Source organism: Flintibacter porci (assembly GCF_041925195.1).
GTDB classification, from domain to species: Bacteria; Bacillota; Clostridia; order Oscillospirales; family Oscillospiraceae; genus Lawsonibacter; species Lawsonibacter porci.
This window is the reverse complement of sequence record NZ_JBHEVB010000003.1, coordinates 277,495-302,383: the sequence shown is the minus strand read 5'-3', so window position 1 is coordinate 302,383 and position 24,889 is coordinate 277,495. Positions and strand designations below refer to the sequence as shown.

Sequence of the window (24,889 nt, the reverse complement as noted above, 5' to 3'; positions counted from 1 at the left end):
GCGCATGAAGGGTCAGTGTAAGATAACTTTGGTGCGGGCTCTTGGTTTTTACAGCTTTTTCCTGATCTTTGCGCTGGTGTATTTGGTGAAAGGGATTTTTCAGTATGAATGGATCTGCCCCGATATGGCATACTATGCCGTTTGTGTTATTTTTTTGGGGTTAGAGTTGGCCGATGGATTTATTTTATACAGAAAAGGGTACTTGTGCTGCGCATTTGCTCCAATTTTATTCCTGGAGATATTGTTCGGACAGCAGATACACCATCTAACATTTATTTATATATTTGCCGTGCTATTATTTGTAATTAAGGGAGTTGAGTTGTGCCTTGCTGTTGTGAAACGCCGTAGAAATGAACTGCGTTCGGAACCCTTCTATGATGGTGCAGATGGTGTGGTCCTATTATCTATTTTAGTCGATGTAATAATTCTGATTCAAATTATGTAACAGGAAAATGAGCGAATGTGAGGTGCAAATCCATGTCACTTAGAACGAGAAAGACCCTGGAAGTTCTTTGCTTCCTCCTTTCCTGCAGCATGGCGGTGATACTATGCTGCGTCCGGATGTCGGTTTATGTTGGATTTGTGTTATTGCTCGTTTTAGCGCTGTTTCCCGGGGTGCCTACCTTCGGCTGGGGCAGGGAGCGGTTGGAGTTTCTCCAGCGCACCCAGCAGTTCCGCGTCGGATCGCGCCTGATGTGGATATTGTTTTTGGTAGTGATCGTTCTGGGCGAGAGCTTTTTTTACCTTTACCTGGGGACCTCCGGAGAGCAGACAGTGGCTGATGGTAAACGGTGGGTATATTGTCTTTCCGGCGCTGTGGAATGTGATTCGGAGCTGGGTCTACGTGCTTTACCTGTTTGCACCTCAAAAAATCCGTTTCCGGGAGCAGCCGGAAGAGGAGTAAAAAACTGGGCCGCAGGTCAAACCTGCGGCCCGTATTTATTATTCCGCTTCTTTTGGTGGCTGGAACCGGACCAGGTCGGCATATTGCTGCCACACACAGTCCAGCTTACCCAGATAGTTGGCTTTCCAGGGTTTATTTCGGCCGCAGTAGTGGACAATAGCGCTGTTCTCCAACACCCAGTCCAGGTCCACCGGGTGGCCGGGAGTGAGCAGAGCGGCGGTGAGCAGCCGCTCCGTCATGTTGTACCGCCAGGGATTCAGACGCAGGATGCGGTCTCCGTACAGGGCGCTGATCACGTCCTGGTCGGGGAGAAGCAGGGTCTTGCGGTGGGCCTGGACGTAGTCCAGCACGGGCTGGATCTGCTGCTCCCGGCGCAGCACCGGCAGGTTCATCAGCAGCACCCCGGAATTGATGTAGGGGCCGGGAGTCTCCGACTGGAGCCGGATGGCGTTAAATTTCTCCATCCCCTTGGCCACGTGGCTGGCCGCCGCAAAGAAGTATTCCTCCAGGGGAAGCTCCCACAAGCTGTCCAGAGGGTGATTTACCACCAGGTCCGGGTCCAGATAGAGGACCCGTTCCAGGTCCTGGGGGAGCTGAAAGGCGGCAAAAATGCGGTCGTACATCTCCATGGGGTAGCGGTCGGTGGTGGGAGCCTGGGGCAGCAGGTGGGGATCGGCAGCCACGGGGACCAGGGTGAGGGCGGACTCATCCACAGAGCGCTCCAGAGCGGTGAAGTCTTCCGTTGTGAGAGAGCGGTGGAGGATAAAGACCCGCATGGGCGTACCGGGGTGCTGGCAGACCAGGCTTTTGAGCATCACAGACAGGGGATAGAGGTAGGCGCGGTTGACAGTGACTAAGATATCCATGGAGATCCCTTTCTATATAGTTCTTAATTGTACTACGTATTATACGCAGAAGAGGCGTAGAGAACAAGAGGAAATATAAGAAAAAGGCGGGGCACACGGCCCCGCCTTACGCGGTTACGGATTATTCCTTGGGCTGTTCCTCGTCGGCAGCGGGCTCCTCAGGGACGATGTCAGCCTCGGTGACCTCGTTTTCAGGCTCCTCAGCGGCCTCGGGGGTCACGTCGATGATCTCGCCCTCCGCCTCGGCGGTAGCCTTGAGTTCCGCGATGCGGTCGTTGTTGGTCTCAATGGCGGCACGGGCGGCAGTGATCTTCTCACAGGCGGCAGCATAAGCACCGTCGGGAGTGGTGCCGTGCTCAGCGTAATACAGCTTGCCCAGTTCCACATAGGCCTTCTTGATGGTATCTTCCTCGGCCATGTTGGAGGCCTTCAGCTTGGCAATCTCCGCCAGACGCTTGGACGTGGCCACAACACTCTGAGCCAGGTCGGTTGCTCTCTCCTGGAGATCATTGATAAAATCCATGGTAGTACCTCCTTGAAATACGGTCTCCCGTTTACTGAGCCCATTTTAGCGTATTTCCTCCCCCCACGCAAGAACCTGATGTTGGATTTAATGGTTTTTTTAAGTTTTGTAAGGGGAGATTTCAGAAAGGGCCCCGGTGGAAAAACCACCGGGGCCCTGGTGCTGAGATGGGGGATCAGACCTTGAAGTTGACGGCGGTGTCGCCCTTCTCGTCGTGGCCGAACTCGTAGTCCTTGCCGGGGAGAATGGCGTTGAGCACGATGCCGGTGATGGCGGCCACAGCCAGACCGGACAGGCTGATGGTGGCCTCGCCCACCTGGAAGCTCACCGCGCCGGAGTAGTTGATGCCGATGGCCAGCACCATGATGAGGGCGGCGATGATGACGTTGCGGCTGTTGGTGAAGTCCACCTGGTTTTCCACCACGTTGCGCACGCCAACGGCGGAGATCATGCCGTAGAGCACCATGGACACGCCGCCCATAGTAGCGGTGGGCATGGCGGACACCAGGGCCGCAAACTTGGGGGAGAAGGAGAACAGAATGGCCAGACCGGCGGCGATGCGGATGACCCGGGGGTCATAGACCTTGCTCAGGGCCAGCACACCGGTGTTCTCACCGTAGGTGGTGTTGGCGGGGGCGCCGAAGATGGAGGCCAGGGTGGTGGCCAGACCGTCGCCCAGCAGGGTGCGGTGGAAGCCGGGGTCCTGGAGGTAGTTGCGCTCACAGGTGGAGGAGATGGCGCACATGTCGCCGATGTGCTCCACCATGGTGGCCAGGGACAGAGGCATGATGGTCACTGCGGCGGTGAGCAGCAGGCCGGTGTCCAGGTCAGGACGGCTGAACAGACCAAAGAGGGTGTCCTGAAACTGGAAGGGCAGGCCGATCCAGGGGGCGTCGGCCAGAGCCTGGAGCTTGGCGGGGTCCATGGTGTGCATGCCGGTGACCTGGCAGATGACAGCCACGCCGTAGGAGCCCACCACACCCAGCAGGATGGGGATGATCTTTACCATGCCCTTGCCCCAGATGTTGCAGCCCACCACGATGGCGATGGCGATAAGGGCAATGGCCCAGTTATCCCGGCAGTTGGTGATGGCGGTGGAGGAGAGGGTCAGGCCGATGCAGATGATGACCGGGCCGGTGACGATGGGGGGGAAGTAGCGCATGACCTTTTTGGTGCCGAACACCTTGAAGAGGGCGGAGAGGATCACGTACATCAACCCCGCCAGAGCCACGCCGAAGCAGGCATAGGGCAGCATCTGGGTGTTGGCGGTGCCGTCCTCCAGCATGGGGGCGATGGCCTGATAGCCGCCGATGAAGGCGAAGGAGGAGCCCAGGAAGGCGGGGACCTTCCGCTTGGTGAGGAAGTGGAACAGCAGGGTGCCCAGACCCGCGAAGAGCAGGGTGGCGGACACGCTCAGCCCGGTGAGGGCGGGTACCAGCACGGTGGCGCCGAACATGGCGAACATGTGCTGCACGCCCAGGATGAACATTTTGGTCCGTCCCAGCTGCCGGGCATCATAAATGGCTTGATTTTGCGGCATAGTGATTCTCCCTTCTTGTTTACACACAGGCCAAACGGCCATAAAAAAAGACAATCGCCCAGCGATTGTCAAACACAAAACGGAAAAGAAAGAAACACGCGGCCGGTACCAAGAACGGTCATGACATTCCCTCCTTTTCCTATTTCTAAACCGGTATAATAGCAGATTTCACACAAAAGCGCAAGAGGAAATTTCCCGATTCATGGGGAAATTGCAGGAATCGAAGGGAAGAAGAAGGGGGCGGTTGACTTTAGCGAGAAAAATGGATAAACTACAAATGATTTTGTATTTGCCTGCAGTCAAACTCTGCCAGAGAAAAAAGGAGCGATGGACCTTGAAGAAGCCTTTTGTTACCCTGGAGCAGCTCCAGGAGATGGTGAAGACCTATCCCACCCCCTTCCACCTCTATGACGAGAAGGGTATCCGTGCCAACGCCCGGGCTCTGCGCCAGGCCTTTGCCTGGAACCCCGGCTACACCGAGTATTTTGCTGTGAAGGCCACCCCCAATCCCCAGATCCTGAAGATTCTGAAGGAGGAGGGATGCGGCGTGGACTGCTCCTCCCTCACCGAGCTGATGATGTCCGAGCGCTGCGGGTTCTCCGGAGGACAGATCATGTTCTCCTCCAACGACACCCCCGCCGAGGAGTTCCAGATGGCCGCCAAGCTGGGCGCTACCATCAACCTGGACGACATCACCCACATCGACTTCCTGAAGGAGACCATCGGCTACATCCCCAAGAAGATCTCCTGCCGCTTCAATCCCGGCGGTGTGTTCCAGCTGGGCGAGAGCAAGGAGGGCTTCCAGGTGATGGACAACCCCGGTGATGCCAAGTACGGTATGACTCCCGCCCAGATCACCGAAGCCTTCAAGCGCCTGAAGGCGGAGGGAGCGGAGGAGTTCGGTATCCACGCCTTCCTGGCCTCCAACACCCTGTCCAACGACTACTACCCCGCGCTGGCCCGGATCCTGTTCCAGCTGGCGGTGAAGCTGAAGGAGGAGACCGGAGCTCACATCACCTTCATCAACCTCTCCGGCGGCGTGGGTGTGCCCTACCGTCCCGAGCAGCCTGCCAACGACATCGCCGTCATCGGCGAGGGCGTGCGCAAGGCTTATGAGGAGATCCTGGTGCCCGCCGGCATGGGCGATGTGGCCCTGTGCACCGAGCTGGGCCGCTTTATGCTGGCCCCCTACGGCCACCTGGTCACCAAGGTGCTCCACTTCAAGCACACCTACAAGGAGTATGTGGGCGTGGACGCCTGCGCGGCCAACCTGATGCGGCCCGCCATGTACGGTGCCTACCACCACATCACCGTCATGGGCAAGGAGGACGCCCCCTGCGACCACAAATACGACGTGACCGGCGCCCTGTGCGAGAACAACGACAAGTTTGCCGTGGACCGTATGCTGCCGGAAATTGAGATCGGTGACCTGCTGGTTATCCACGACACCGGCGCCCACGGCCACGCCATGGGCTATCAGTATAACGGCCGCCTGCGCTCTGCTGAGGTGCTGCTCCAGGAGGACGGCTCCACCCGGCTGATCCGCCGTGCCGAGACTCCCGAGGACTACTTCGCCACTGCAATTTGGGAGTAATTCCGGGCATTATAAGTATATCAACGGTTGGAGCGCCCCGGCCCCAGGCCGGGGCGCTCGTGTTTTTTCTTTGGGAGAGAATCAAAATGAATATCATGGGACAACTGGCCCTTATTTTTGGGCTGTCGCTGGCGGGAGAGGGCGTGGCGGCGCTGCTTCCGGTGTCTTTTCCGTCCAGTGTGATCAGTATGGTGCTGCTGATGGCGCTGCTGCTCACCGGAGTGATCAAGGACAAGCATATCAAGACAGTCTCCAACTTTCTGGTGGCCAATATGGCCTTCTTCTTTATTCCATCGTTTGTTGGCATCGTGGAGCACGGAACACTGCTGAAAAGTCAGGCCCTGCCTCTGCTGGTGATCGTGGGACTGACCACGCCGGTAGTTTATCTGGTCACCGGATGGACGGTGCAGCTGCTGATGCTGCGCCGCAGAAAGGGGGAGAGAAAATAATGGATGCCATGTTGAGTTCCCCGTTTTTCGGACTGGCTCTTTCGGCAGCGGCATGGTGCGGGGGTGTATGGCTGCAAAAAAAGACAAAGTGGGTGCTGTGTAACCCGCTGCTGGTTGCTTCTCTGGTGATCATCGCTCTGCTGGCGGTGTTTGGAATCCCTCTGGAGGACTACAACCAGGGGGGCGACATCATCAAGATGATGCTGGGGCCGGTGACAGCGGTGCTGGCCCTGAATATCTACTACCAGCGCCAGACTTTGAAGGAATACTTTGTTCCGGTACTGGTGGGCTGCCTGGCGGGCAGTGCGGCCAGCCTGGGCAGTGTGCTGGCCCTGTGCCGCCTGTTTGAGATGGAGGACATGCTCACCGCCTCTCTGCTGCCCAAGAGCGTGACCACCGCCATCGCGGTGGGCATCGCCGAGAGCCGCGGCGGCGCGGCGGGTATCGCAGCGGCGGCGGTGGTGCTGGCCGGCGTGGTAGGAGCAGTGTTTGCCCCCCTGTTTGCCAAGTGGTTCCGGGTTACCGATCCGGTGGCACAGGGACTGGCCACCGGCGCATGCAGCCATGCCCTGGGTACCACCAAGGCCATGGAGATGGGCGAGCTCCAAGGAGCCATGAGCTCTATTGCCATCTGCGTGTGCGGTATCTTTACTTCGATTTTAGCCCTGTTTATTTAACAAAAAGGAGTGCTTTTCCAAGGAAAAGCACTCCTTTTTCTTGCCCAATGTTCTTGTAGGGGGACCAGCCTTCTTGTCCTGACTATCTCTCATGGACCCCAGAGGCGAAACGAAGTTTCGCACAAAGTTCTTTTGCTTACTTTTCTTTCAAGAAAAGTAAGGCGGAGGAGAGGATGCGGGAGGCGGCTTCCTCTTTGGAGAGGAGAGGCAGCTCCTCAATGCCGTCCCGGGTGATCAGCGTGATCACGTTGGTATCGGTGCCGAAGCCGGCTCCCGCCACTTTCAGGTTGTTGGCGCAGATCATATCCACGTTCTTTTTCTCCAGCTTGGCCCGGCTGTTTTCCAGCATGTCCCGGGTCTCCATGGAGAAGCCGCAGATCACCTGGCCTGGACGGCGGTGCTGGCCCAGGTACTGCAAAATGTCAGTGGTGCGCTTGAGAGGGATGGACAGGTCACCATCCTTCTTCTTCACCTTGTCGTCGCTGTACCCAATGGGGGTGTAATCAGCCACGGCTGCGGCCTTGAAGATCATGTCCGCGTTGGGACTGTGAGCGGCCACCGCCTCGAACATGTCCTGGGCGGAGACCACAGGTACCACGTCCACAAAGGGAGGCGGAGTGATGGCGGTAGGTCCGGTGACCAGGGTGACCTGAGCTCCCCGGAGCATGGCCATGCGGGCGATGGCGTAGCCCATCTTGCCCGTGGAGTGGTTGGTGAGGTAGCGCACTGGGTCCAGGGACTCCTGAGTGGGACCGGCGGTGACTAAGACGTGCTTGCCCTCCAGGTCGTGGGGGCAGGCCAGCTGGCGCAGCACGTGCTGGAGCAGGTCCTCCGGCTCAGGCATTTTGCCCGCACCCACCGCGCCGCAGGCCAAACGGCCGCTGGCGGGGGCGATGACCTCCCAGCCGTAGCGGCGGAGAATATCTAGGTTGTCCTGGGTGACGGGATTTTCGTACATATTGGTGTTCATGGCCGGGGCAATGAGCTTGGGGCACTTGCAGGCCAGAACGGTGGTGGTGAGCATGTCGTCAGCCAGGCCGTGGGCCAGCTTGGCACACACGTTGGCGGTGGCCGGGGCGATGAGCACCAGGTCGGTGCGCTGGGCCAGAGCGATGTGCTCCACCTGGTGGGAGAAGTTGCGGTCGAAGGTGTCCACCATGGTGCGGCGGCCGGTGAGCTGCTCAAAGGTGAGTGGGGTGACAAACTTGGTGGCGTGCTCGGTCATCACGACCTCTACCTGGCAGTGCTGCTTGACCAGGGCGGAGGCCAGCGCCGCAGCTTTGTAGGCGGCAATGCCGCCGGTGACGCCCAAAAGAACGGTTTTTCCCTGTAACATGTTAAAACCCTCTTACGTTTCTAAAAACTGCCGCCCAGGCGGGCGGTACAGCAAGATTATGGCATAAAAATTGCCGCTTGTAAAGAAACTTGTCCAGATATGCAAAATTCCCGCGAATCTCAGTCTTGCAAAGAAAGGACGGATTCGCTATAATGGTGCGGTTAAAAGACGGATTTCTTTACTTTATATCTGCTAGAGGTGAGATACATGCTCTTGGCCATCGACATCGGCAACAGCAACATTGTCATCGGCGGGATTCAGGACGATACAATCGTCTTTGAGGCCCGGATTGCTACCGACCGCATCAAGACCTCCGACCAGTACGGCGTGGAGATCAAAAATATTCTCTCCCTGTTTGAAGTACCGGTGGAGACGGTGGAGGATGTGATCATCTCCTCGGTGGTGCCTCCTGTGTTCAACGCGGTGCGTACCGGCGCCTACAAGGTGACCGGGCTGACCCCCATGGTGGTGGGACCGGGCATCAAGACCGGGCTGAACATTCAGATGGACAACCCCGCTTCCGTGGGCAGCGACCTCATCGTGGCCGCCGTGGCTGCCCTGCAGGAGTATACCGCGCCTTTGATGCTCATTGACATGGGTACCGCTACGACCATCACTGTGGTGGATCAGGGCAACAACTACATCGGCGGAGCCATCATCCCCGGTGTGCGGGTGTCGGCGGAGGCCCTGTCCAGCCGGGCGGCACAGCTGCCGGGCATTCAGCTGGACCGGCCCAAGCGTGCCATCGGGAAGAACACCATCGAGTGTATGCGCAGCGGTATTATGTACGGTGCGGCGGCCATGCTGGATGGAATGGTGGAGCGCATGGAGGCCGAGCTGGGCAAGCCGGTCACTGTGGTGGCCACCGGCGGTATTGCGCAGTTTATTGTGCCTTTGTGCAAGCGGGAGATGACCATTGAGAAGGATCTGCTGCTCAAGGGCTTGAATGTGATCTACAAGAAGAATAAGAAGTAAGAGACGGGCCGTCGTTCTGACGGTCCGCCTGCTTTTCTGGAAAGAAAAGTAGGCAAAAGAACTTTGTGCGAAACTTCGTTTCGCCCCGCTTTCTTGAAAGAAAGCTTGGCAAAGAACTTCCTGCGAAACTTCGTTTCGCCTCTGGAAAAGAAAATGGCGGGATAGGTGTACGGGATTGTGCAGAGAGTGGCCTTGTTACAGTAACAGTGAAAGTAATTGTTGAAGTCATTGTCTCTGTTATAGTTACGTCAGCGTGCCGCGGTCCGGCGCGGCGGCAGGGAGAGGAGAACTTTTTTGGAGAAGAGTTCCGCCCTGCGGGGCGGGTGCCTTTCTGGGTCACCAGAAAGGCACCAAAGAGTGACTGGGGGTCTCCTTCGATGAGCACTTGGCTTGCGCCAGTGCTCATAGGCGTCGCCCCCCAGACCCCCTTTTACGGGGGACGCCCTCCAGAGGGACTGGTTATGACCTCCCGGCGGACCTAAAACAAGTTCCGCAGTTTTTCTTGCCTCGGCCCACTGGGGCCTACATGCCTAAAATTTGGAGAGAGGATGGGCTGAAATGACACCGCCTACTCTGGCAAAGCCGTGGTAGCTGGTCTGCCCGACCACCGCCGCACCCAACAGGAAGGGGCGCAGTAGGCGGTTGCACGTTAGAACGCACAAAGCGGCAAATTTTGATTGCAAAAGGCCCCTGTGGGCCGAGATTAGAGGGATGCACGGTCAAAACTTAGGCCGCCGGAAGTGACCAAAAGTCCAAAGTGGCCCGCTCTCGTAACGGGGGACCGGGGGAAAGCCGCCTAGGAACACCGCCGCAGGCGAAGTGTTCCTCGAAGGCGTCCCCCGGCGATCTTTGGTTCTTTCCATCGCTGGAAAGAACATTTTTTATTTTGCGCAAATTTTCCATACTAGAATCAAGTTAATAACAAGATAATTTAAAGGTGAATCCAATATAATCAAGTCCAATTTCAGTCTTGGATGGTGAAACCTTTGAAGCGTGATAAACATCTTGGTATTACGATCACCCGTGAAATGCATCAAAAGCTGGTGTACATTTCATCCTATGAGGGCCGCTCCATGAGCGGCCAGATCCTCTATCTGATTCAACAGTGCATCCGCAATTTTGAAAAAGAACACGGCCCCATTCCGGAGGACAAAGAACCATGATGTGGAGCGATTGGGCTCTGGACCTGTTGTTTCCCCCGAAATGTCCCTACTGCCAAGAGCTGTTGGAGGGCTCCTATGTCCCGGCCTGCACCAGGTGTCAGCCTGTGCTGCCCTGGCTGGTGGGGACGCAGGGCGAGCGCAAGGTGGATTTTACCGCCGGGTGTCTCTCGCCCCTGGCCTACCGGGACAAGGTGGTGGATTCCATCCACCGCTTCAAATTTTCCGGCCGGGCCAGCTACGCCCGCGCCTATGCCATCCTGGTGGCCCAGTGTGTCCGGGACCATTGGGACAAGCCGCTGGACGCTGTCACCTGGACGCCGCTGAGCCGACAGCGCCGGCGGGAACGAGGCTATGACCAGGCTCAGCTGCTGGCGAAATGGGTTGCCCGGGAATTGGAACTGCCTGTTTTGGGCATGTTAGACAAGGTTCGAGATATTCCGCCCCAATCCGGCATTCAGGACGACGCGCGCCGTCGGGCCAACGTGCTGGGGGCGTACCGCCTGCGCAAGGATGCCAGACCAGAGGGCATGAACCTGCTGCTGGTGGACGATGTGGTGACCAGCGGCTCCACCCTGAGCGAGTGCGCCCGGCTGCTGTCCGGCGCAGGCGCGGAGACGGTGGTATGTGCCACCCTGGCTCAGGCAAGGAAAAATTGAATCACAAAACGGGCGCAAATTCCTGGAAATATGGCGAAATACTAGTTGAAAACCGCTGCTTGAGCCGTTATAATGAAAAATGTCTGAATACAACTTATCCGGCGGGAAGCTCCGGCCGGAACGGAATCATAATAAGGTGGAAGGCTATGTTTAATTTGTTTAGCAAAGACATCGGGATCGACCTGGGCACCGCCTCTGTTTTGGTATACATCAAGGGAAAGGGCGTTGTTCTGCGCGAGCCCTCCGTGGTGGCCATGGATAAAAACACCGGCAAGCTGCTGAAGGTGGGCACCGACGCCCAGGCTATGCTGGGCCGTACCCCCGGCAACATCGTTGCCATGCGTCCCCTGCGTGAGGGCGTGATCTCCGACTACGACATGACCGAGCGGATGCTCAAGGAGTTTATCAAGAAGGTGACCACCTTCTCCCTCTTCAAGCCCCGTCTGCTCATCTGCGTGCCCTCCGGCATCACCGAGGTTGAGGAGCGCGCCGTGGTCGACGCCGGCATCCAGGCTGGCGCCCGCCGGGCCTACCTCATTGAGGAGCCTGTGGCCGCTGCCATCGGCGCCGGCATCGATATCACCAAGCCCGACGGCCACATGGTTGTTGACATCGGCGGCGGTACCGCTGATATTGCCGTCATCTCTCTGGGCGGCGTGGTTGAGTCCGCTTCCATCAAGATCGCCGGCGACAAGTTCGACGAGGCGGTGGTGAAGTATATCCGCCGCAAGCACAACGTCCTCATCGGCGATCGTACCGCCGAGGAGCTGAAGATGAAGATCGGTTGCGTGTTCCCCCGTCCTGAGGAGGTCACCATGGAGATCAAGGGCCGCTGCCTGATGACCGGCCTGCCCCGCGTGTTCTCCGTCTCCTCCAGCGAGATGATCGAGGCCTTCGAGGAGGTCTCCAGCCGCATCCTGGAGGCTATTCACGGTGTTCTGGAGCGTACTCCCCCCGAACTGGTGGCCGATATCTCCACCAACGGCATCGTGATGACTGGCGGCGGCTCTCTGCTGTGGGGCTTTGATAAGCTCATCGAGTCTCACACCGGCATTGAGACCCACGTGGCTGAGGATGCCATCTCCTGCGTGGCCGAGGGTACCGGCAAGAGCCTGGACAGCCTGGACCAGATGCAGGACGGTACCATGAACCTGTCCCGCCGCAAGCAGATGAACTATTGATTTTGCACTTTGTACAAAGAGGCGGCCCCTGTGGGGGCCGCTTCTTTTTTTGCAGTTGGAACAAACGGTAAAAATGAAAATAAATTGAAATAAAGTGGATATCCGGTATAAACGAGGCCCCGGACGCCCAATTCGGCGTCCGGGGCCTGTATGCTTTTGAGCCAGTTAAAATGTTTGAATCGGAAAAACCACTTTTCGGAGGAGAGAATCCTCAGAGTCAAGAGAGAAAGGGGAAAACACGGGGGAGAAAAGGGAAAGAAAGGCAAGTTCAGGAAGAAAAATGAAAGAAACAGATACGATTGAATAATATACGAATATACGTATAAATATACAGTCAAAATTTGTGGAATTCACTATTTCTTTTTGTCTGGTTTTATGGTATGCTTAACAAGGTAACAGAAGAAAAGTTCACTTCGTCTGTGCATATCAACCAGAAAAATTGAGGTAAGTCCCCCGAATTCTCCGTTAACCCACGGTCATCTTTCTGGCCCACTGTTTAGCATGTTCCACGAATAACTTGGTAATCGTGGAGGGAGGAACGTCCCGCTTGACCGCGATGCCGATGTCCCGAACCTGAGGAATATCAAAGGGTTTGGCCACAATATGGTAGCGGTTTGGGTAGAGCATCAGTTCATGGACCACGCTGATGCCCAGACCGCACTCCACCATAGACAAAATGGCGTAATCGTTGCTGACCTCATAGCGGATGTTAGGCTTCTGCTGGAGGTGATCCAGGAACTTGGTGATCTCGTGGTCCTGCTCCTCCTTCAAATTGATGAAGTCCTCGTTGGACAGCTGAGCGATGGGGTAGCAGGGGGCGTTGGCCAGCGGATGGTTCTCCGGCAGGATGGCTACCAGGGTGTCCTGCAATAAGAAGGAGGCCTCCAGGTCGTTGGAGACGGGCAGATTAAGGAAGCCGCAGTCCACCAGACCCCGGCGCAGCCAGGAAGCGATCTGATTATATTCTCCGTTGATGAGCTGAAAATCAATGTGGGGATAGATCTCATGGAAGGACTTGATCATCTGGGGCAGCCAGCCGCTGGAGATGGAGGAGAAGGCGCCCACCCGGATGGAGCCAGAGCTGAGACCGTGGATTTCAGAAATAGCGTAGTTGAGATCCTCATAGTCTTTACAGATGGCCTGGAGTTTGGGCAGAAGTACCAAACCCTCCGAGCTGATCTCGATGCCGGAGCGGTTTCGGGTGAGCAGTTTGACTCCCCAGGCGTCCTCCAGGTCGGCAATCATGCGGCTGATGGCAGACTGGGTGTAGCCCAGCTGGGCGGCTGCGTGGGTAATGCTGCCGGTTTCAATGGTTTTCAAGTAGGCTATATATTTGCGAATACTCATAAAAATGTTGGCTCCTTCTTCATGAAATTACGACATTCCACTTAGGAATGTGAAACAGAAAAAAGAATTTCTTGTATATTCTGCCTAGCAATTATATAATACACAGTAGGAAAATTCAACAGAATCATTACGATCCATTCAAAAATAATTTAAAATGGAAGTAAAGATTGCGAAAATGGAATTCCTGGTTGGATGTTTTACAACAAAAAAGGAGGAAAAGTGTCATGATTCGTTTTTCTATTTGCGGTGCTGCCAGCTATGCTTGTGGTGAATTGCTTCGCCTGATGGTGCACCATCCCGAGACACAGGTCGCCCATCTGGCTGATAGCTTTGCTGCCGGCCGGAAGATCCAGGATGAGCACGCTGCTCTGATGGGCTTCTACGACCAGGAGATCCTCCCCCTCAACGACGAGACTCTGGACATGATCGTCAAGGACAGCGACGTGGTCTTCACCGCTGTGGACGCCGGCACCGTGTGCGGCATTGCCGAGAAGGTCCTGGCTGCCGGCAAGAAATTCATCGACTTCGGCGCTGACATCCGCTTCCGTGACGCCAAGACCTGGGAGAAGTGGTATCACCTGGAGCACCCCAACTATGAGATGACCAAGGAGGCCGTCTACTGCATCCCCGAGATCCAGCGCGATCTGGCCAAGGGCAAGAGCCTCATCTCCAACCCCGGCTGCTATCCCACCGCCACCACTCTGGGCCTGTACCCCGTGGTGAAGGAGGGCATGGTGGTGGAGAACACCATCATCGTGGACGCCAAGAGCGGCTACACCGGCGCCGGCCGTCGTCCCGCTCCCAACAAGCTGCTCACCGAGGCCACCAATAACTTCTGCGCCTACGCTCTGGGCGGCTCTCACCGCCACACCCCCGAGATCGAGCAGAACATCGCTTACATCCAGGGCAGAGATCTGATGAAGCCCGAGACCTGGCAGTTCATCAACTTCCAGCCTCACCTGACTCCCCAGATCCGCGGCATCGAGGTCACCATCTATGCCACCCTGAACAAGGATATCACCAACGACGAGCTCTTCGAGCTGTATCAGAACTACTACAAGGATGAGCCCTTCGTGCGCGTCTTCCCCGCCAGCAAGCCCGCTCAGACCAAGTGGACCGCCGGCACCAACATGTGCTGCATGACTCCCACCTATGACGCCCGTACCAAGCGCCTGCTGGTCAGCTCCGTCATCGACAACATCGGCAAGGGCGCCGCTGGTCAGGCAATCCAGAACATGAACATCATCTTCGATCTGCCTGAGACCACCGGCCTGCTGATCCCCCCCATGTACCCCTGATTGATCAAACACATCATTGTCGTGACGGAAGAAAGGAAGGATACCTATGGCTTATAAACTGATCCAGGGCGGCGGCGTGACCACCCCCAAGGGCTTCCTGGCCGGCGCCTGCTATGTGGGCGTGAAGAGCCGCAAGAGTGAAAAGCCCGACGTGGCTATGATTTATTCTGAATATCCCGCCTCCTGTGCGGCCATGTTCACCACCAATAAGTTCTGCGCCGCTCCCGTGATTCTGGACCGTGAGATCCTGAAGAAGGGTAAGGCCCGCGCTGTTGTCATCAACAGCGGCAACGCCAACGCCGCCACCGGCGAGCAGGGCATCAAGAATGCCAAGCTGGTGGAGACCGAGGCTGAGAAGCTGCTGGGACTGGGCGAGGACGAGGTCTTCGTGTGCTCCACCGGCGTCATCGGTCAGCAGTTGCCCGTTGAGAAGGTGCTGGAGGGCGTGCGCCGCATCGCTCCCGACATGAGCGCCGACAAGGGCTCTGAGGCCGCCTGGGCTATCATGACCACCGACCTGGTCCGCAAGGAGACCGCTCTGGAGTTGGAGCTGTCCGGCGGCACCATCCGCATCGGCGCCTGCGCCAAGGGCTCCGGTATGATCCACCCCAACATGGCCACCATGCTGGCTTACATCACCACCGACGCCAAGGTGGACGCCGCTGTGGTCCAGGAGATGCTGAAGAAGAGCACCGACAAGAGCTTTAACATGATGACCGTGGACGGCGACACCAGCACCAACGACTCCCTGTTCCTGCTGGCCAACGGCGCTTCCGGCGTGGCCGTGGAGACCGAGGAAGACAAGGCTGCCTTTGCTGCCGCTCTGGATGACATCTGCATGGATATGGCCCGCCGCATCGCTTCCGACGGCGAGGGCGCGACCCACCTCATCATCGTAGAGGCCGGCGGTCTGCCCACCGAGAAGGACGCCAAGATGGTGGCCCGTTCCATCGCTGGCTCCACCCTGTTTAAGGCCGCCGTGTTCGGCAAGGATGCCAACTGGGGCCGCATCATGGCCGCTGCCGGTTACTCCGGCGCCGACGTGGATCCCACCAAGGCCGACTGCATCCTGAAGAGCGCCGCCGGCGAGGTGGTGGTGATGGAGAACGGCTTCGGCACCGACTTCAGCGAGGAGCTGGCCAAGAAGGTGCTCACCGAGCATGATATCACCGTCATCGTGAACTTCCACAGCGGCGACGGCCAGGCCACCGCGTTCGGCTGCGACCTGACCTACGATTACGTCAAGATCAACGGCGATTACCGTTCTTAAGAGGAGGGGCGCGCTATGAATGATGTAGCCAGCAAGGTTGCCACCCTGATGGAGGCAATGCCCTATCTCAAGAAGTACGCCGGTAAGGTTATTGTGATTAAGTATGGCGGCAACGCCATGATCAACGAGGAGCTGAAGGCCGCCGTCCTCCAGGACGTGGTGATGCTCAAGCTCCTGGGGATGAAGCCCGTGCTCAGCCACGGCGGCGGCCCCGGCATCAACAAGATGCTGGAGAAGCTGGATATCCCCGTGCAGTTCATCAACGGCCTGCGCTATACCTCCGCTGACATCATCAGCGTGGTAGAGGCGGTGCTCATCGGCCAGGTGAACAGCGAGCTGGTTGGCCGGATCAACGCCATCGGCGGCGAGGCCGTGGGCCTGTCCGGTATCAGCGCCAACATCTATAAGTGCGTGCAGCGCAGCGAGGAGCTGGGCTTCGTGGGCGACATCGTCGAAGTGAACGCCGCTCCCGTGCAGGCTCTGCTGGACGCCGGTTACATCCCCGTGGTGGCTCCTGTGGGTACCGACGGGAATGGTCAGAGCTTCAATATCAACGGCGACACCGCCGCTGGTAAGCTGGCCAGCGCTCTGGGCGCTGAGAAGCTGATGCTCCTGACCGATATCGAGGGTCTGTGCAACGACATCAAGATCCGCGACGTCATCAGCTATCTGAACATCGCCGACGTGCAGGGCCTGAAGGATCAGGGCACCATCGCCGGCGGTATGATCCCCAAGGTGGACTGCTGTGTCCAGGCCATTGAGGAGGGCGTGACCAACGTCCACATCATCGACGGCCGCAAGCCCCACAGCATTCTCTACGAGGCCTTTGCCAACGAGGGCATCGGTACCACCGTGGGTAAGGATCAGCCCAGCGTGGGCATCAAGTGGAATAAGTGAATTTTCCGGACCCCCTCCGCGGGAGTTCCCTCCCGGGAGGGCCGGAACAAATCAATAAAAAGGAGGACTCTTCCCATGATTGAGAGATTCAAGAGCAATGCTGAGGCCATCGCCGCTGCTGATAAGTATCTGTACGGCAACCACGCCAGAATGCCCATCGTGATGGACAAGGGCGAGGGCTGCTGGGTCTGGGATCTGGACGGCAACAAGTATCTGGATTTCGTGGGCGGCATCGCCGTCAATGGCCTGGGTCACCATCACCCCGCTATCGTGAAGGCTCTGGACCGCGCCAAGGATATGATGCACTGCTCCAACTACTACTACAACGAGCCCGCCATCCAGGTTTGTAAGATGATTTGCGAGAACAGCTGCTTTGACAAGGTGTTCTTTGCCAACTCCGGCGCTGAGGCTAACGAAGGCCAGATCAAGCTGGCCCGTAAGTACGCCAAGGACCATGGCCACCCCGAGCGCTATGTGGTCATCTCCATGCTGAAGTCCTTCCATGGCCGCACGCTGGCTACCGCCACTGCTACCGGTCAGGAGATCGTTCACAATCCCAAGTGGTTCTCCCCTCTGCCTGAGGGCTTCCGCTATGCCGAGTTCAATAACCTGGAGTCCGTGAAGGCCCAGATGGGCGATGACGTGTGCGCCATTCTCACCGAGCCTGTTCAGGGCGAGGGCGGCGTGCGTCCCGCTTCCCAGGAGTTCCTCCAGGGCCTGCGTGACCTGTGCGACGAGAAGGGCATCCTGCTCATGTTCGACGAGGTCCAGGTCGGCTCCGGCCGTACCGGCAAGCTGTTCGCCCACCAGAACTACGGCGTGGAGCCCGACACCTGCTCCATGGCTAAGGCTCTGGGCTCCGGCGTGCCCATCGGCGCTGTCTGCGCCCGCGGCGAGGCCGCTCTGACCCTGACTCCCGGCACCCACGGCTCCACCTTCGCAGGCGGCCCCCTGGCCTGCGGCCTGGCGGAGGCGACCCTGGACACCATGCTCCACGAGGGCGTGATGGACAACGCGGTGAAGGTGGGCGAGTACTTCCGTGCCAAGCTCACCGAGCTGTCCGGCAAGCACCCCGGCACCATCACCGAGGTCCGCGGCATGGGCATGATCAACGGCGCCGAGCTCAAGGACAACGAGATCGGTCCCAAGATCGTCCAGAAGTGCTTCGAGCAGAAGGTCCTTATCAACTGCACCGCGGGCAACGTCCTGCGCTTCATTCCCCCGCTGATCGCCAGCGAGGAAGAGGTTGATATCGTTGTGGCCGCCATCGACAAGGCCATGACCGAGCTGGGTGTGTAAGATCCAGTTTAAAGCAGTCATTTAACACACGCATTGGGGCGAGATCTGGGCGCGCCGGCGGGCGCGCCCAGACTTGCACCTGGAGGTCTGTGTTGTAAAGCTCTGAGAGGGAGGAGGTGCATAGCGGTACCAGGCTAAACGTCCACAAGCAATCCAACGCTGAATCAAAAAATGCAGAACATGCAAAGTAATGAAAGAAAGGTTGGTAGCAATTCTATGAGTGAGACAAATAAATCCAGAGACGGCCGCATGCCAAAAGTATGGGAAGCCCTTATCACCTTGGTTGCTTTGATTGCCCTGCTGGCAGTTGGCATCATTATCTTTGGTGCCCCCGTTCATGTACCTATGTTCTGCGGCGTGTGCGTCGCGGCTCTGATGGCACTGTATCTGGGCTATAAGTGGGATGTTATTGAGAAGATGATGATGGACGGCATCTATAAGGCCCTCCAGTCCATCTGTATCCTGATCATCGTTGGTATCCTCATCGGCGTGTGGATCAACGCCGGCGTGGTGCCCACCATGATTTACTATGGCCTGCAGATCATCCATCCCTCCATCTTCTTCATCGCCACCGTGCTGGTCTGCTCCATCACCTCTCTGGCCACCGGTACCTCCTGGGGTACCATGGGCACCATGGGTGTGGCGTTCATGGGCATCGGTTTCGGCCTTGGCATGAGCCCCGCTATGACTGCCGGCGCCATTCTCTCTGGTGCGTATTTCGGCGACAAGATGTCTCCTCTGTCTGACACCACGAACCTGGCCCCCGCTATGGCCGGCACTGACGTTATCGCTCACGTGAAGGCCATGATGATCCCCACCGCTATCACCTATGTGATCACTCTGGTGGTCTTTGGTGTGCTGGGCACTATGCAGTATCACGGCGGCGAGGCCGATATGAGCCGCGTGACTGAGTTTGCCAATGCAATGAACGCTGCCCACGGCGGATTCTTCAACATCAACCCCATCCTGCTGCTGCCCCCCGTCATTGTTATTGTGGCCGTGGCCATGAAGATGCCCGCCATCCCCGGCATTACCCTGGGTATCTTCTCCGGCGCCATCCTGGGCCTCATTTTCCAGCCTGGGGACTGCAACCTGGGTACTCTGTTTAGCTTCGGCCTGGAGGGCTTTACCTTTACCGATGCTGCCAAGGAGGCGCTGCAGTCCGCTGTGAGCGCAGAGACCTATGACACCATGATCAAGCTGCTGGAAAAGGGCGGCATCATGAACATGATGAACTCCGTGGCCATGACCATCATCGCTATGATGTTCGGCGGCATTATGGAAGGCACCCACCAGCTGGAGGTCGTCGTCAACCAGATCAAGAAGCTGGCCAAGGGTCCTGCCGGCCTGGTTGCTGTTACCGAGGTTACCTGCGTCATCTCCAACATGACCATGCCCGAGCAGTACATCTCCATCGTGGTTCCCGGCCGTATGTACGCCGAGGAGTACCGCAAGATGGGCCTGCATCCTGCCGTTCTGTCCTCCGCTCTGGAGGGTGCCGGTACTGTTACCTCCGCTCTGATCCCCTGGAACACCTGCGGTGTGTACATCTCCGACACTTTGGGTATCGGTGTTGCCCAGTATGGCTTCTTCGCCATCTTCAACTGGCTGATGCCTATCATCAACTGGCTGTGTGCCGCTCTGGGCCTGACCCTGAAGGACCTGGACAACAAGCCCTACAAGCGTCAGAAGGCTGTGAAGGCCTAATTTACGCGGTTTAAAGGAACGAACATATGAGCCAACCGAGTTATCAATATCCCCATGTGGAGATCGATCTGGGAAAGCTCAAGGAAAACCTGGCAGCGTTCCAAGAGCGCTGCCAGGCTTCTTCTATTGAGATTTCCGGCGTAGTAAAGGGATTCCACGCGCTGCCCGCAGCGGCAAAGGTCTATGAGGAAGTAGGGGTGTCCAGTATTGCCTCCTCCCGGATGGACCAGCTGCGCGGACTGAAGGAGGCTGGAATCCGAACTCCGCTCATGCTCATCCGCATCCCCATGCCCAGTGAGGTGGAGGATGTGGTGACCTGGTCGGATATCAGTCTAAACAGCGAATGCTCCGTCCTGCGGCTGCTGGATGAAGCGGCCCGAAACAAGGGAAAGACCCACAAGGTGATCCTTATGGTGGACCTGGGTGACCTGCGGGAGGGCTTCTGGGACTGGGATGAGCTGGTGGCCGCCGCTCTGGAGGTGGAGCACGACCTGCCCAACCTGGAACTGCTGGGCGTGGGCACCAACCTGGGATGCTATGGCTCTATCCAGGCCACTCCGGAAAAAATGCACGACCTGGTGGCGGCTGCCGAGCAGGTGGAGAAAGCCATCGGTCGGAAGCTGGAGGTCATCTCCGGCGGCGCGTCCTCCTCCCTTCATATGGTGCTGGACGGTACCATGCCGCCCCGCATTAACCATCTGCGGGTGGGGGAGGGCATCCTCCTGGGCAGCATCTGGGGCTGCAATATGGACTTTATGCACAAGGACATTATGGTCCTCCGGGCGCAGGTCATTGAATCCAAGGTCAAGCCCTCCCACCCAGTGGGCGAGCTGTCGGTGGACGCCTTTGGACGAACCCGTACCTACGTGGACCGGGGCCACCGCCTGCGTTGTCTGCTGGCTATGGGCCGGGTGGACTACGGAGAGAGCGACGACCTCATCCCCCGGGAGCCGGGCATCAAGGTGCTGGGTGCCTCCTCCGACCATACCATTTTGGATGTGGAGGGAGCCACCCGGCGGCTGAAAACCGGAGACGTGCTGGAGTTTGACTTGTGCTACGCCACTATGGTATACTTAACGGGCAGTAAAAGCGTCCACATTTATTACAAGAATGAGACGTAACCGTCGGGCGGCTTCTGGCCGCCCGGTTTTTATGAGAGGCGAGCATCATGCACAATGAACTGACGCAAAAAGATCTGGAGCTTATGCGCAAGGAGCTGGACCACCGGCGCATCGTTCTGCGCCCCCAGCTGCTGGAGGCGGTGAAGGAGGCCCGGGCCTTCGGGGATCTCAGCGAGAACTTTGAGTACAAGGCGGCCAAGCAGGAGAAAAACCGCAACGAGAGCCGCATCCGCTTCCTGGAGAATATGATCAAGACCGCCGTGGTCATCTCTGACCAGTCGGGCAGCGACCAGGTGGGACTGTACGACAAGGTCACCGTCTACATGGAGGACGATGACGAGGAGGAGGTCTACCAGATCGTTACCACCATGCGCCAGGACGCCCTGAAAGGGCTCATCAGCAAGGAGTCCCCGGTGGGGCGCTGCCTGCTGGGCCGCCGGGTAGGGGACCGGGTGCATATCCAGGTCAACGAGAACTACGGCTATGACGCGGTGATCCGCGCCATCGAAAAGGGCAGCGACGACGGGGAGATCCCTCTCAACCGCTACTAAATGAGAGAAGGAACCGGAGCTATGGTTCCGGTTCCTTTTTTGGTGTAAATTGGGGACGTGGCGGACCGTTGACAGGGGCGGCCCGGGATGGTACAATCACATAAATTAGTGTAAGCTAACCAGAAAATAAGATAGGAGGTGTCCTTTGGACCATCGAGTATTTTTGGCATTTTTTCTCACCCTGCTGGCTGGACTGAGCACCGGCATCGGCAGCGGCATCGCTTTTTTGTGCCGCAGTACCAATCGCAAGTTCCTTTCGGTCTCGCTGGGCTTTTCGGCTGGTGTGATGATCTATGTATCCTTGGTGGAGATCATGGGAGAGGCCCGGGAGGCTCTGGTGCGGGAATTGGGTACCCGACCGGGGAGCTGGGCCACCGTGGCGGCCTTTTTCGGCGGCATGCTGGTGATTGCTGTGATCGATAAGCTGATCCCGGAGGAAGAGAACCCCCATGAGGTGAAAAGCATGGAAGGGGATCCCAAGGCCGGGCAGCTGATGCGCATGGGGGTGTTTACCGCCCTGGCCATTGCCATTCACAACTTCCCCGAGGGCCTGGCCACCTTTGTCTCCGCCCTCCAGGAGCCCGGCCTGGCTATCCCCATCGTGGTGGCCATCGCCATTCATAACATCCCGGAGGGAATCGCCGTTTCCGTGCCCATCTACCAGGCTACCGGTTCCCGGAGCAAAGCGTTCCGGTACTCCTTCTTGTCCGGTCTGGCGGAGCCTCTGGGGGCGCTGCTGGGGTGGTTAGTATTGCGGCCCATTATGAACGATACTGTGTTCGGAGTGCTATTTGCCGGGGTGGCGGGGATCATGGTGTTCATCTCCTTTGACGAGCTGCTGCCGGCGGCCCGGGAGTATGGGGAGCACCACCTGTCCCTCTACGGTCTGATTTCCGGCATGGCGGTCATGGCGGTGAGCCTGCTGCTGTTTCTATAAGTTTTATTACGCGCTGCACGGGAGTGTTCCTGTGCGGCGCTTCTTTTTGCTTAAATTGTAAATCTATATTTGTTTTAAGTTGACAATTGCGGGAGAGCGTGGTACGATGCACAAGAATCGTAAACCAATAAAATAATAAGGCTTACTAATAGAGGCCGTGCATAAGAAGGAGGATGCCTTATGAACCGGGAACGAACTGTGTCCATCACTCCCAGAACCCTGGCTCTGGATGGAATGTTTACCGCCCTGCTCATCCTGCTGGGTATGATCAAGCTGCCGTCTATCCTGCCGGGAGCCGAATTTCAGCTCTCCGCGCCCTACGCGGTGTGTCTGGTGGCCGGCGTGGGGTTTTGGCGCTATCTGGGTATCGGGGTGTGCGCCAGCCTGGTTCAGCTGATGATGGGTACCCATACCCCGTGGAATGTGCTGGTGGCCATGGTGTTTCGGGTGGCGGCAGGACTGGTGGTGAGCCTGCTGCCCGGGAAAAAGTGGGCTATGGTGCTGGCAGGTCCGGTGGGAACAGGCTGTGCCCGGGTGGTGCTGGCCGGTGTGCTGGGGGTGCCGGTGCTTCCTCTGCTGGGTGCAGCAGTACCCGGGATGGTGTTTACTGGTGTGTGCGTAGCGCTGCTGGAACCGGTACTGCGGCGTATTCCGGGGATGGAGCGGTGTGCCAGGGAGGAATAAGCATGGAATTGTACAGCGTAAAAATGCGGGCCAGCCAGCGGGAAGCTGGACGGGAGCGGCATATCTCAGGAGCAGAAAAGATTGTCCGGGAGGAGCGGCTGGAGAAGGTGGTCAGCCAGCTGCTGGAGCGGGCGCTGCACCACGCCAAGGGCAGAGCGGACTTTGTCAACCTGAAGGTGGAGGCTGTATCTCCGGAGGAGGTGACCCATCTGGAGGCCCTGCCTGTGACCACCTGTCCGGTGGACACGGTGGAAGAGGGACGGGATCAGCTCCGGAAGCTGCTGGCGCAGGCGGGGATCGACCACGGGGAAGCGATTTTGGGGCAGATGGAAGCGGCCTATGGGATGCGGGGAGCCATGCTGCTCCACGTGGATACCCTCCAGCGTCTGGAGCCCGACCCACACCGTGGGATCCGAGCAACCTACATGGATGCGGCACAGGATGGAGAGACCGGGCCGGAGAAAAACCACTTCCGGGAGGCGCTGGTGCTGGCCACCAAGGTAGCCAACCAAAAAAATATTCTGGGGGAGCTGTGTATCTCCGATGACCCGGACTATGTGACCGGGTATTTTGCCTCCAAGGAGCTGGGCTATGTGCGCATCACCAAGCTGAAGGAGCCGGGGAGCCCCAACGGCGGCCGTATCTTTCTCTTTCGTGGAAGCAGAGAGGATGCTGAGGCCTGCATCCGCTATCTGGAGAGGGAAAAGGTACTGGTACATCTGCCGGAGGAGGCGGAGCGATGAAGGAATGGAACTGGCTTTCGGAGGAATTGGACAGACTGCGGGAGCAGGAGCTCTACCGGACCATGACGGTGCTGGAGGGGCCTCAGACCACTGTGGTAGAGTCGGCAGGACGTCCCCAGAGGCTTTTTTCCTCCAATAATTATCTGGACCTGGCCAATGATCCGGAGGTGAAGGCCGCCGCCTGTGAAGCCTTGGAGCAGTACGGTGTGGGGGCAGGGGGGTCCCGGCTGACCACCGGCACCGGGCCTCTTCATGTGCGTCTGGAGGGGGAGCTGGCCCGGTTCAAGGGCCGGGAAGCCGCCCTGGTGTTCAACACCGGATACATGGCCAATGTGGGGATTCTCTCCGCTCTGATGGGGCGAGGGGATGTGATTTTCAGCGACCAGCTCAACCACGCCAGCATCATTGACGGCTGCCGTCTGTCCGGGGCGGAGGTGGTAGTCTACCGGCACAACGATATGGCTGATCTGGAGGCCAAGCTGGGGGCATACCGGGGACGCAAGGGCCTCATCGTCAGCGACGGAGTGTTCAGCATGGACGGTGATCTGGTCCCTCTGCCCCAACTGGTGGAGCTGGCGAAGCGGTATGGGGTACATACCATGATCGACGAGGCACACGCCACCGGCGTAGTGGGGGCCACCGGCCGGGGGACGGAGGAGTACTACCACATGGAGGGCAGCGTGGATGTGCTGATGGGCACTCTGAGCAAGGCGGTGGGCAGCGAGGGGGGCTTTGTGTGCGGCTCGGCGGAGCTTATCCAATACCTGACCAATAAGGCCCGCAGCTTTATCTTTTCCACTGCCCTCTCGCCGGTGACCATGGCGGCAGGGTTGCGCGGGCTTCAAAAAATCCAGGAAGAGCCCCAGCGGGTGGCGCAGCTGCGGGATAATATGGCCTTTCTCTGCCGGGAGTTGGGGCGTTATGGGATTCCCGCTCAGTCAGACAGCGCCATTCTCCCCATTGTCGTGGGAGAGGAAAAAAAGGCCATGGCGGCGATGGAGGCATTGAAGGAGCGGGGATACTACGTCTCAGCCATTCGCTACCCCACAGTAGCCCGTGGGAGCGCCCGGCTGCGTGTCGCCCTCATGTCCTCCCACACCCGGGAGGAACTGGCAGGGCTGGCCCAGGCCCTGGCCTGTGTGCTGGGACGTAATACGGAACGATAAGGCAG

24 protein-coding genes are annotated in these 24,889 nt (G+C 58.1%); 19 read left to right on the top strand and 5 right to left on the bottom strand.

Features of this window, described 5'->3' with window-relative positions:
- Positions 1-4: 4 nt before the first annotated feature.
- Positions 5-445, top strand: a complete 441-nt coding sequence (locus ACEVJL_RS04930; RefSeq protein ID WP_325207711.1) for a hypothetical protein — start codon at positions 5-7, stop codon at positions 443-445.
- Positions 446-942: 497 nt separating this feature from the next.
- On the opposite strand, the gene ACEVJL_RS04925 is transcribed toward ACEVJL_RS04930, so the two are convergent.
- The 3 genes from ACEVJL_RS04925 to ACEVJL_RS04915 all read right to left on the bottom strand — a co-directional run bounded on the left by ACEVJL_RS04925 (position 943) and on the right by ACEVJL_RS04915 (position 3,833).
- Positions 943-1,770 carry a glycosyltransferase family 8 protein gene (locus ACEVJL_RS04925; protein WP_374737077.1) on the bottom strand — a complete coding sequence of 276 codons (828 nt, stop codon included), beginning with the start codon at positions 1,768-1,770 and terminating at the stop codon, positions 943-945.
- 121 nt (positions 1,771-1,891) lie between these two features.
- Positions 1,892-2,293: a hypothetical protein gene (locus ACEVJL_RS04920; protein WP_008981639.1), complete on the bottom strand. Its 402-nt coding sequence runs from the start codon at positions 2,291-2,293 to the stop codon at positions 1,892-1,894.
- 175 nt (positions 2,294-2,468) lie between these two features.
- Complete coding sequence (locus tag ACEVJL_RS04915) at positions 2,469-3,833, bottom strand: uracil-xanthine permease family protein (RefSeq protein WP_008981640.1); 1,365 nt, start codon at positions 3,831-3,833, stop codon at positions 2,469-2,471.
- 334 nt (positions 3,834-4,167) lie between these two features.
- Between ACEVJL_RS04915 and ACEVJL_RS04910 the strand changes: the two genes are divergently transcribed.
- From ACEVJL_RS04910 to ACEVJL_RS04900, 3 genes are all read left to right on the top strand, one after another.
- Complete coding sequence (locus ACEVJL_RS04910; protein ID WP_374737075.1) at positions 4,168-5,427, top strand: diaminopimelate decarboxylase; 1,260 nt, start codon at positions 4,168-4,170, stop codon at positions 5,425-5,427.
- Positions 5,428-5,513: 86 nt separating this feature from the next.
- Entirely contained in the window at positions 5,514-5,876 is a 363-nt protein-coding gene (locus ACEVJL_RS04905) for a CidA/LrgA family protein (protein ID WP_235395646.1), read from the top strand.
- On the top strand, positions 5,876-6,553 hold the full coding sequence (locus tag ACEVJL_RS04900) for an LrgB family protein (RefSeq protein WP_008981643.1): 678 nt from the start codon (positions 5,876-5,878) through the stop codon (positions 6,551-6,553). Before ACEVJL_RS04905 ends, ACEVJL_RS04900 begins: the two co-directional genes overlap by 1 nt.
- A 136-nt stretch (positions 6,554-6,689) precedes the next feature.
- Here ACEVJL_RS04900 and coaBC read toward each other — a convergent pair whose 3' ends face one another.
- Positions 6,690-7,889: a bifunctional phosphopantothenoylcysteine decarboxylase/phosphopantothenate--cysteine ligase CoaBC gene (gene coaBC, locus ACEVJL_RS04895; RefSeq protein ID WP_374737074.1), complete on the bottom strand. Its 1,200-nt coding sequence runs from the start codon at positions 7,887-7,889 to the stop codon at positions 6,690-6,692.
- Between the two features lie 207 nt (positions 7,890-8,096).
- Between coaBC and ACEVJL_RS04890 the strand changes: the two genes are divergently transcribed.
- From ACEVJL_RS04890 to mreB, 4 genes are all read left to right on the top strand, one after another.
- The gene (locus ACEVJL_RS04890; RefSeq protein ID WP_374737073.1) at positions 8,097-8,864 is read left to right on the top strand and encodes a type III pantothenate kinase; all 768 of its coding nucleotides are present in this window, start codon (positions 8,097-8,099) and stop codon (positions 8,862-8,864) included.
- A gap of 977 nt (positions 8,865-9,841) precedes the next feature.
- Positions 9,842-10,027: a hypothetical protein gene (locus tag ACEVJL_RS04885; RefSeq protein WP_374737092.1), complete on the top strand. Its 186-nt coding sequence runs from the start codon at positions 9,842-9,844 to the stop codon at positions 10,025-10,027.
- A complete protein-coding gene (locus ACEVJL_RS04880; protein WP_235395664.1) occupies positions 10,024-10,683 on the top strand; it encodes a ComF family protein in 660 nt (219 codons plus the stop codon). The genes ACEVJL_RS04885 and ACEVJL_RS04880 overlap by 4 nt, the downstream gene beginning before the upstream one ends.
- 146 nt (positions 10,684-10,829) lie before the next feature.
- Complete coding sequence (mreB, locus tag ACEVJL_RS04875) at positions 10,830-11,864, top strand: rod shape-determining protein (RefSeq protein ID WP_008981648.1); 1,035 nt, start codon at positions 10,830-10,832, stop codon at positions 11,862-11,864.
- Positions 11,865-12,329: 465 nt separating this feature from the next.
- On the opposite strand, the gene ACEVJL_RS04870 is transcribed toward mreB, so the two are convergent.
- Positions 12,330-13,211, bottom strand: coding sequence for a LysR family transcriptional regulator (locus ACEVJL_RS04870; protein WP_302668554.1), 882 nt, complete (start codon positions 13,209-13,211; stop codon positions 12,330-12,332).
- A 224-nt stretch (positions 13,212-13,435) separates the two neighbouring features.
- On the opposite strand from ACEVJL_RS04870, the gene argC reads away from it, so the two are divergent.
- The 11 genes from argC (at position 13,436) to bioF (ending at position 24,884) form a co-directional block, all read left to right on the top strand.
- The gene (gene argC, locus ACEVJL_RS04865; RefSeq protein ID WP_008981650.1) at positions 13,436-14,509 is read left to right on the top strand and encodes an N-acetyl-gamma-glutamyl-phosphate reductase; all 1,074 of its coding nucleotides are present in this window, start codon (positions 13,436-13,438) and stop codon (positions 14,507-14,509) included.
- A gap of 46 nt (positions 14,510-14,555) precedes the next feature.
- Positions 14,556-15,779, top strand: coding sequence for a bifunctional glutamate N-acetyltransferase/amino-acid acetyltransferase ArgJ (argJ, locus tag ACEVJL_RS04860; RefSeq protein ID WP_040649747.1), 1,224 nt, complete (start codon positions 14,556-14,558; stop codon positions 15,777-15,779).
- 15 nt (positions 15,780-15,794) lie between these two features.
- A complete protein-coding gene (argB, locus tag ACEVJL_RS04855) occupies positions 15,795-16,676 on the top strand; it encodes an acetylglutamate kinase (RefSeq protein ID WP_040649748.1) in 882 nt (293 codons plus the stop codon).
- Between the two features lie 75 nt (positions 16,677-16,751).
- The gene (locus ACEVJL_RS04850; protein ID WP_110442119.1) at positions 16,752-17,975 is read left to right on the top strand and encodes an aspartate aminotransferase family protein; all 1,224 of its coding nucleotides are present in this window, start codon (positions 16,752-16,754) and stop codon (positions 17,973-17,975) included.
- Positions 17,976-18,224: 249 nt separating this feature from the next.
- A complete protein-coding gene (gene nhaC, locus ACEVJL_RS04845; protein WP_325207581.1) occupies positions 18,225-19,682 on the top strand; it encodes a Na+/H+ antiporter NhaC in 1,458 nt (485 codons plus the stop codon).
- Positions 19,683-19,708: 26 nt separating this feature from the next.
- Complete coding sequence (locus ACEVJL_RS04840) at positions 19,709-20,803, top strand: alanine racemase (protein ID WP_235395677.1); 1,095 nt, start codon at positions 19,709-19,711, stop codon at positions 20,801-20,803.
- A 47-nt stretch (positions 20,804-20,850) separates the two neighbouring features.
- Positions 20,851-21,354: a GreA/GreB family elongation factor gene (locus ACEVJL_RS04835; RefSeq protein WP_008981654.1), complete on the top strand. Its 504-nt coding sequence runs from the start codon at positions 20,851-20,853 to the stop codon at positions 21,352-21,354.
- A 145-nt stretch (positions 21,355-21,499) separates the two neighbouring features.
- Complete coding sequence (zupT, locus tag ACEVJL_RS04830) at positions 21,500-22,291, top strand: zinc transporter ZupT (RefSeq protein WP_110442121.1); 792 nt, start codon at positions 21,500-21,502, stop codon at positions 22,289-22,291.
- Between the two features lie 180 nt (positions 22,292-22,471).
- Complete coding sequence (locus ACEVJL_RS04825) at positions 22,472-22,975, top strand: hypothetical protein (RefSeq protein WP_374737070.1); 504 nt, start codon at positions 22,472-22,474, stop codon at positions 22,973-22,975.
- A 2-nt stretch (positions 22,976-22,977) separates the two neighbouring features.
- A complete protein-coding gene (locus tag ACEVJL_RS04820) occupies positions 22,978-23,718 on the top strand; it encodes a 6-carboxyhexanoate--CoA ligase (RefSeq protein WP_374737069.1) in 741 nt (246 codons plus the stop codon).
- The gene (bioF, locus tag ACEVJL_RS04815; RefSeq protein ID WP_374737068.1) at positions 23,715-24,884 is read left to right on the top strand and encodes an 8-amino-7-oxononanoate synthase; all 1,170 of its coding nucleotides are present in this window, start codon (positions 23,715-23,717) and stop codon (positions 24,882-24,884) included. The genes ACEVJL_RS04820 and bioF overlap by 4 nt, the downstream gene beginning before the upstream one ends.
- Positions 24,885-24,889: the final 5 nt, after the last annotated feature.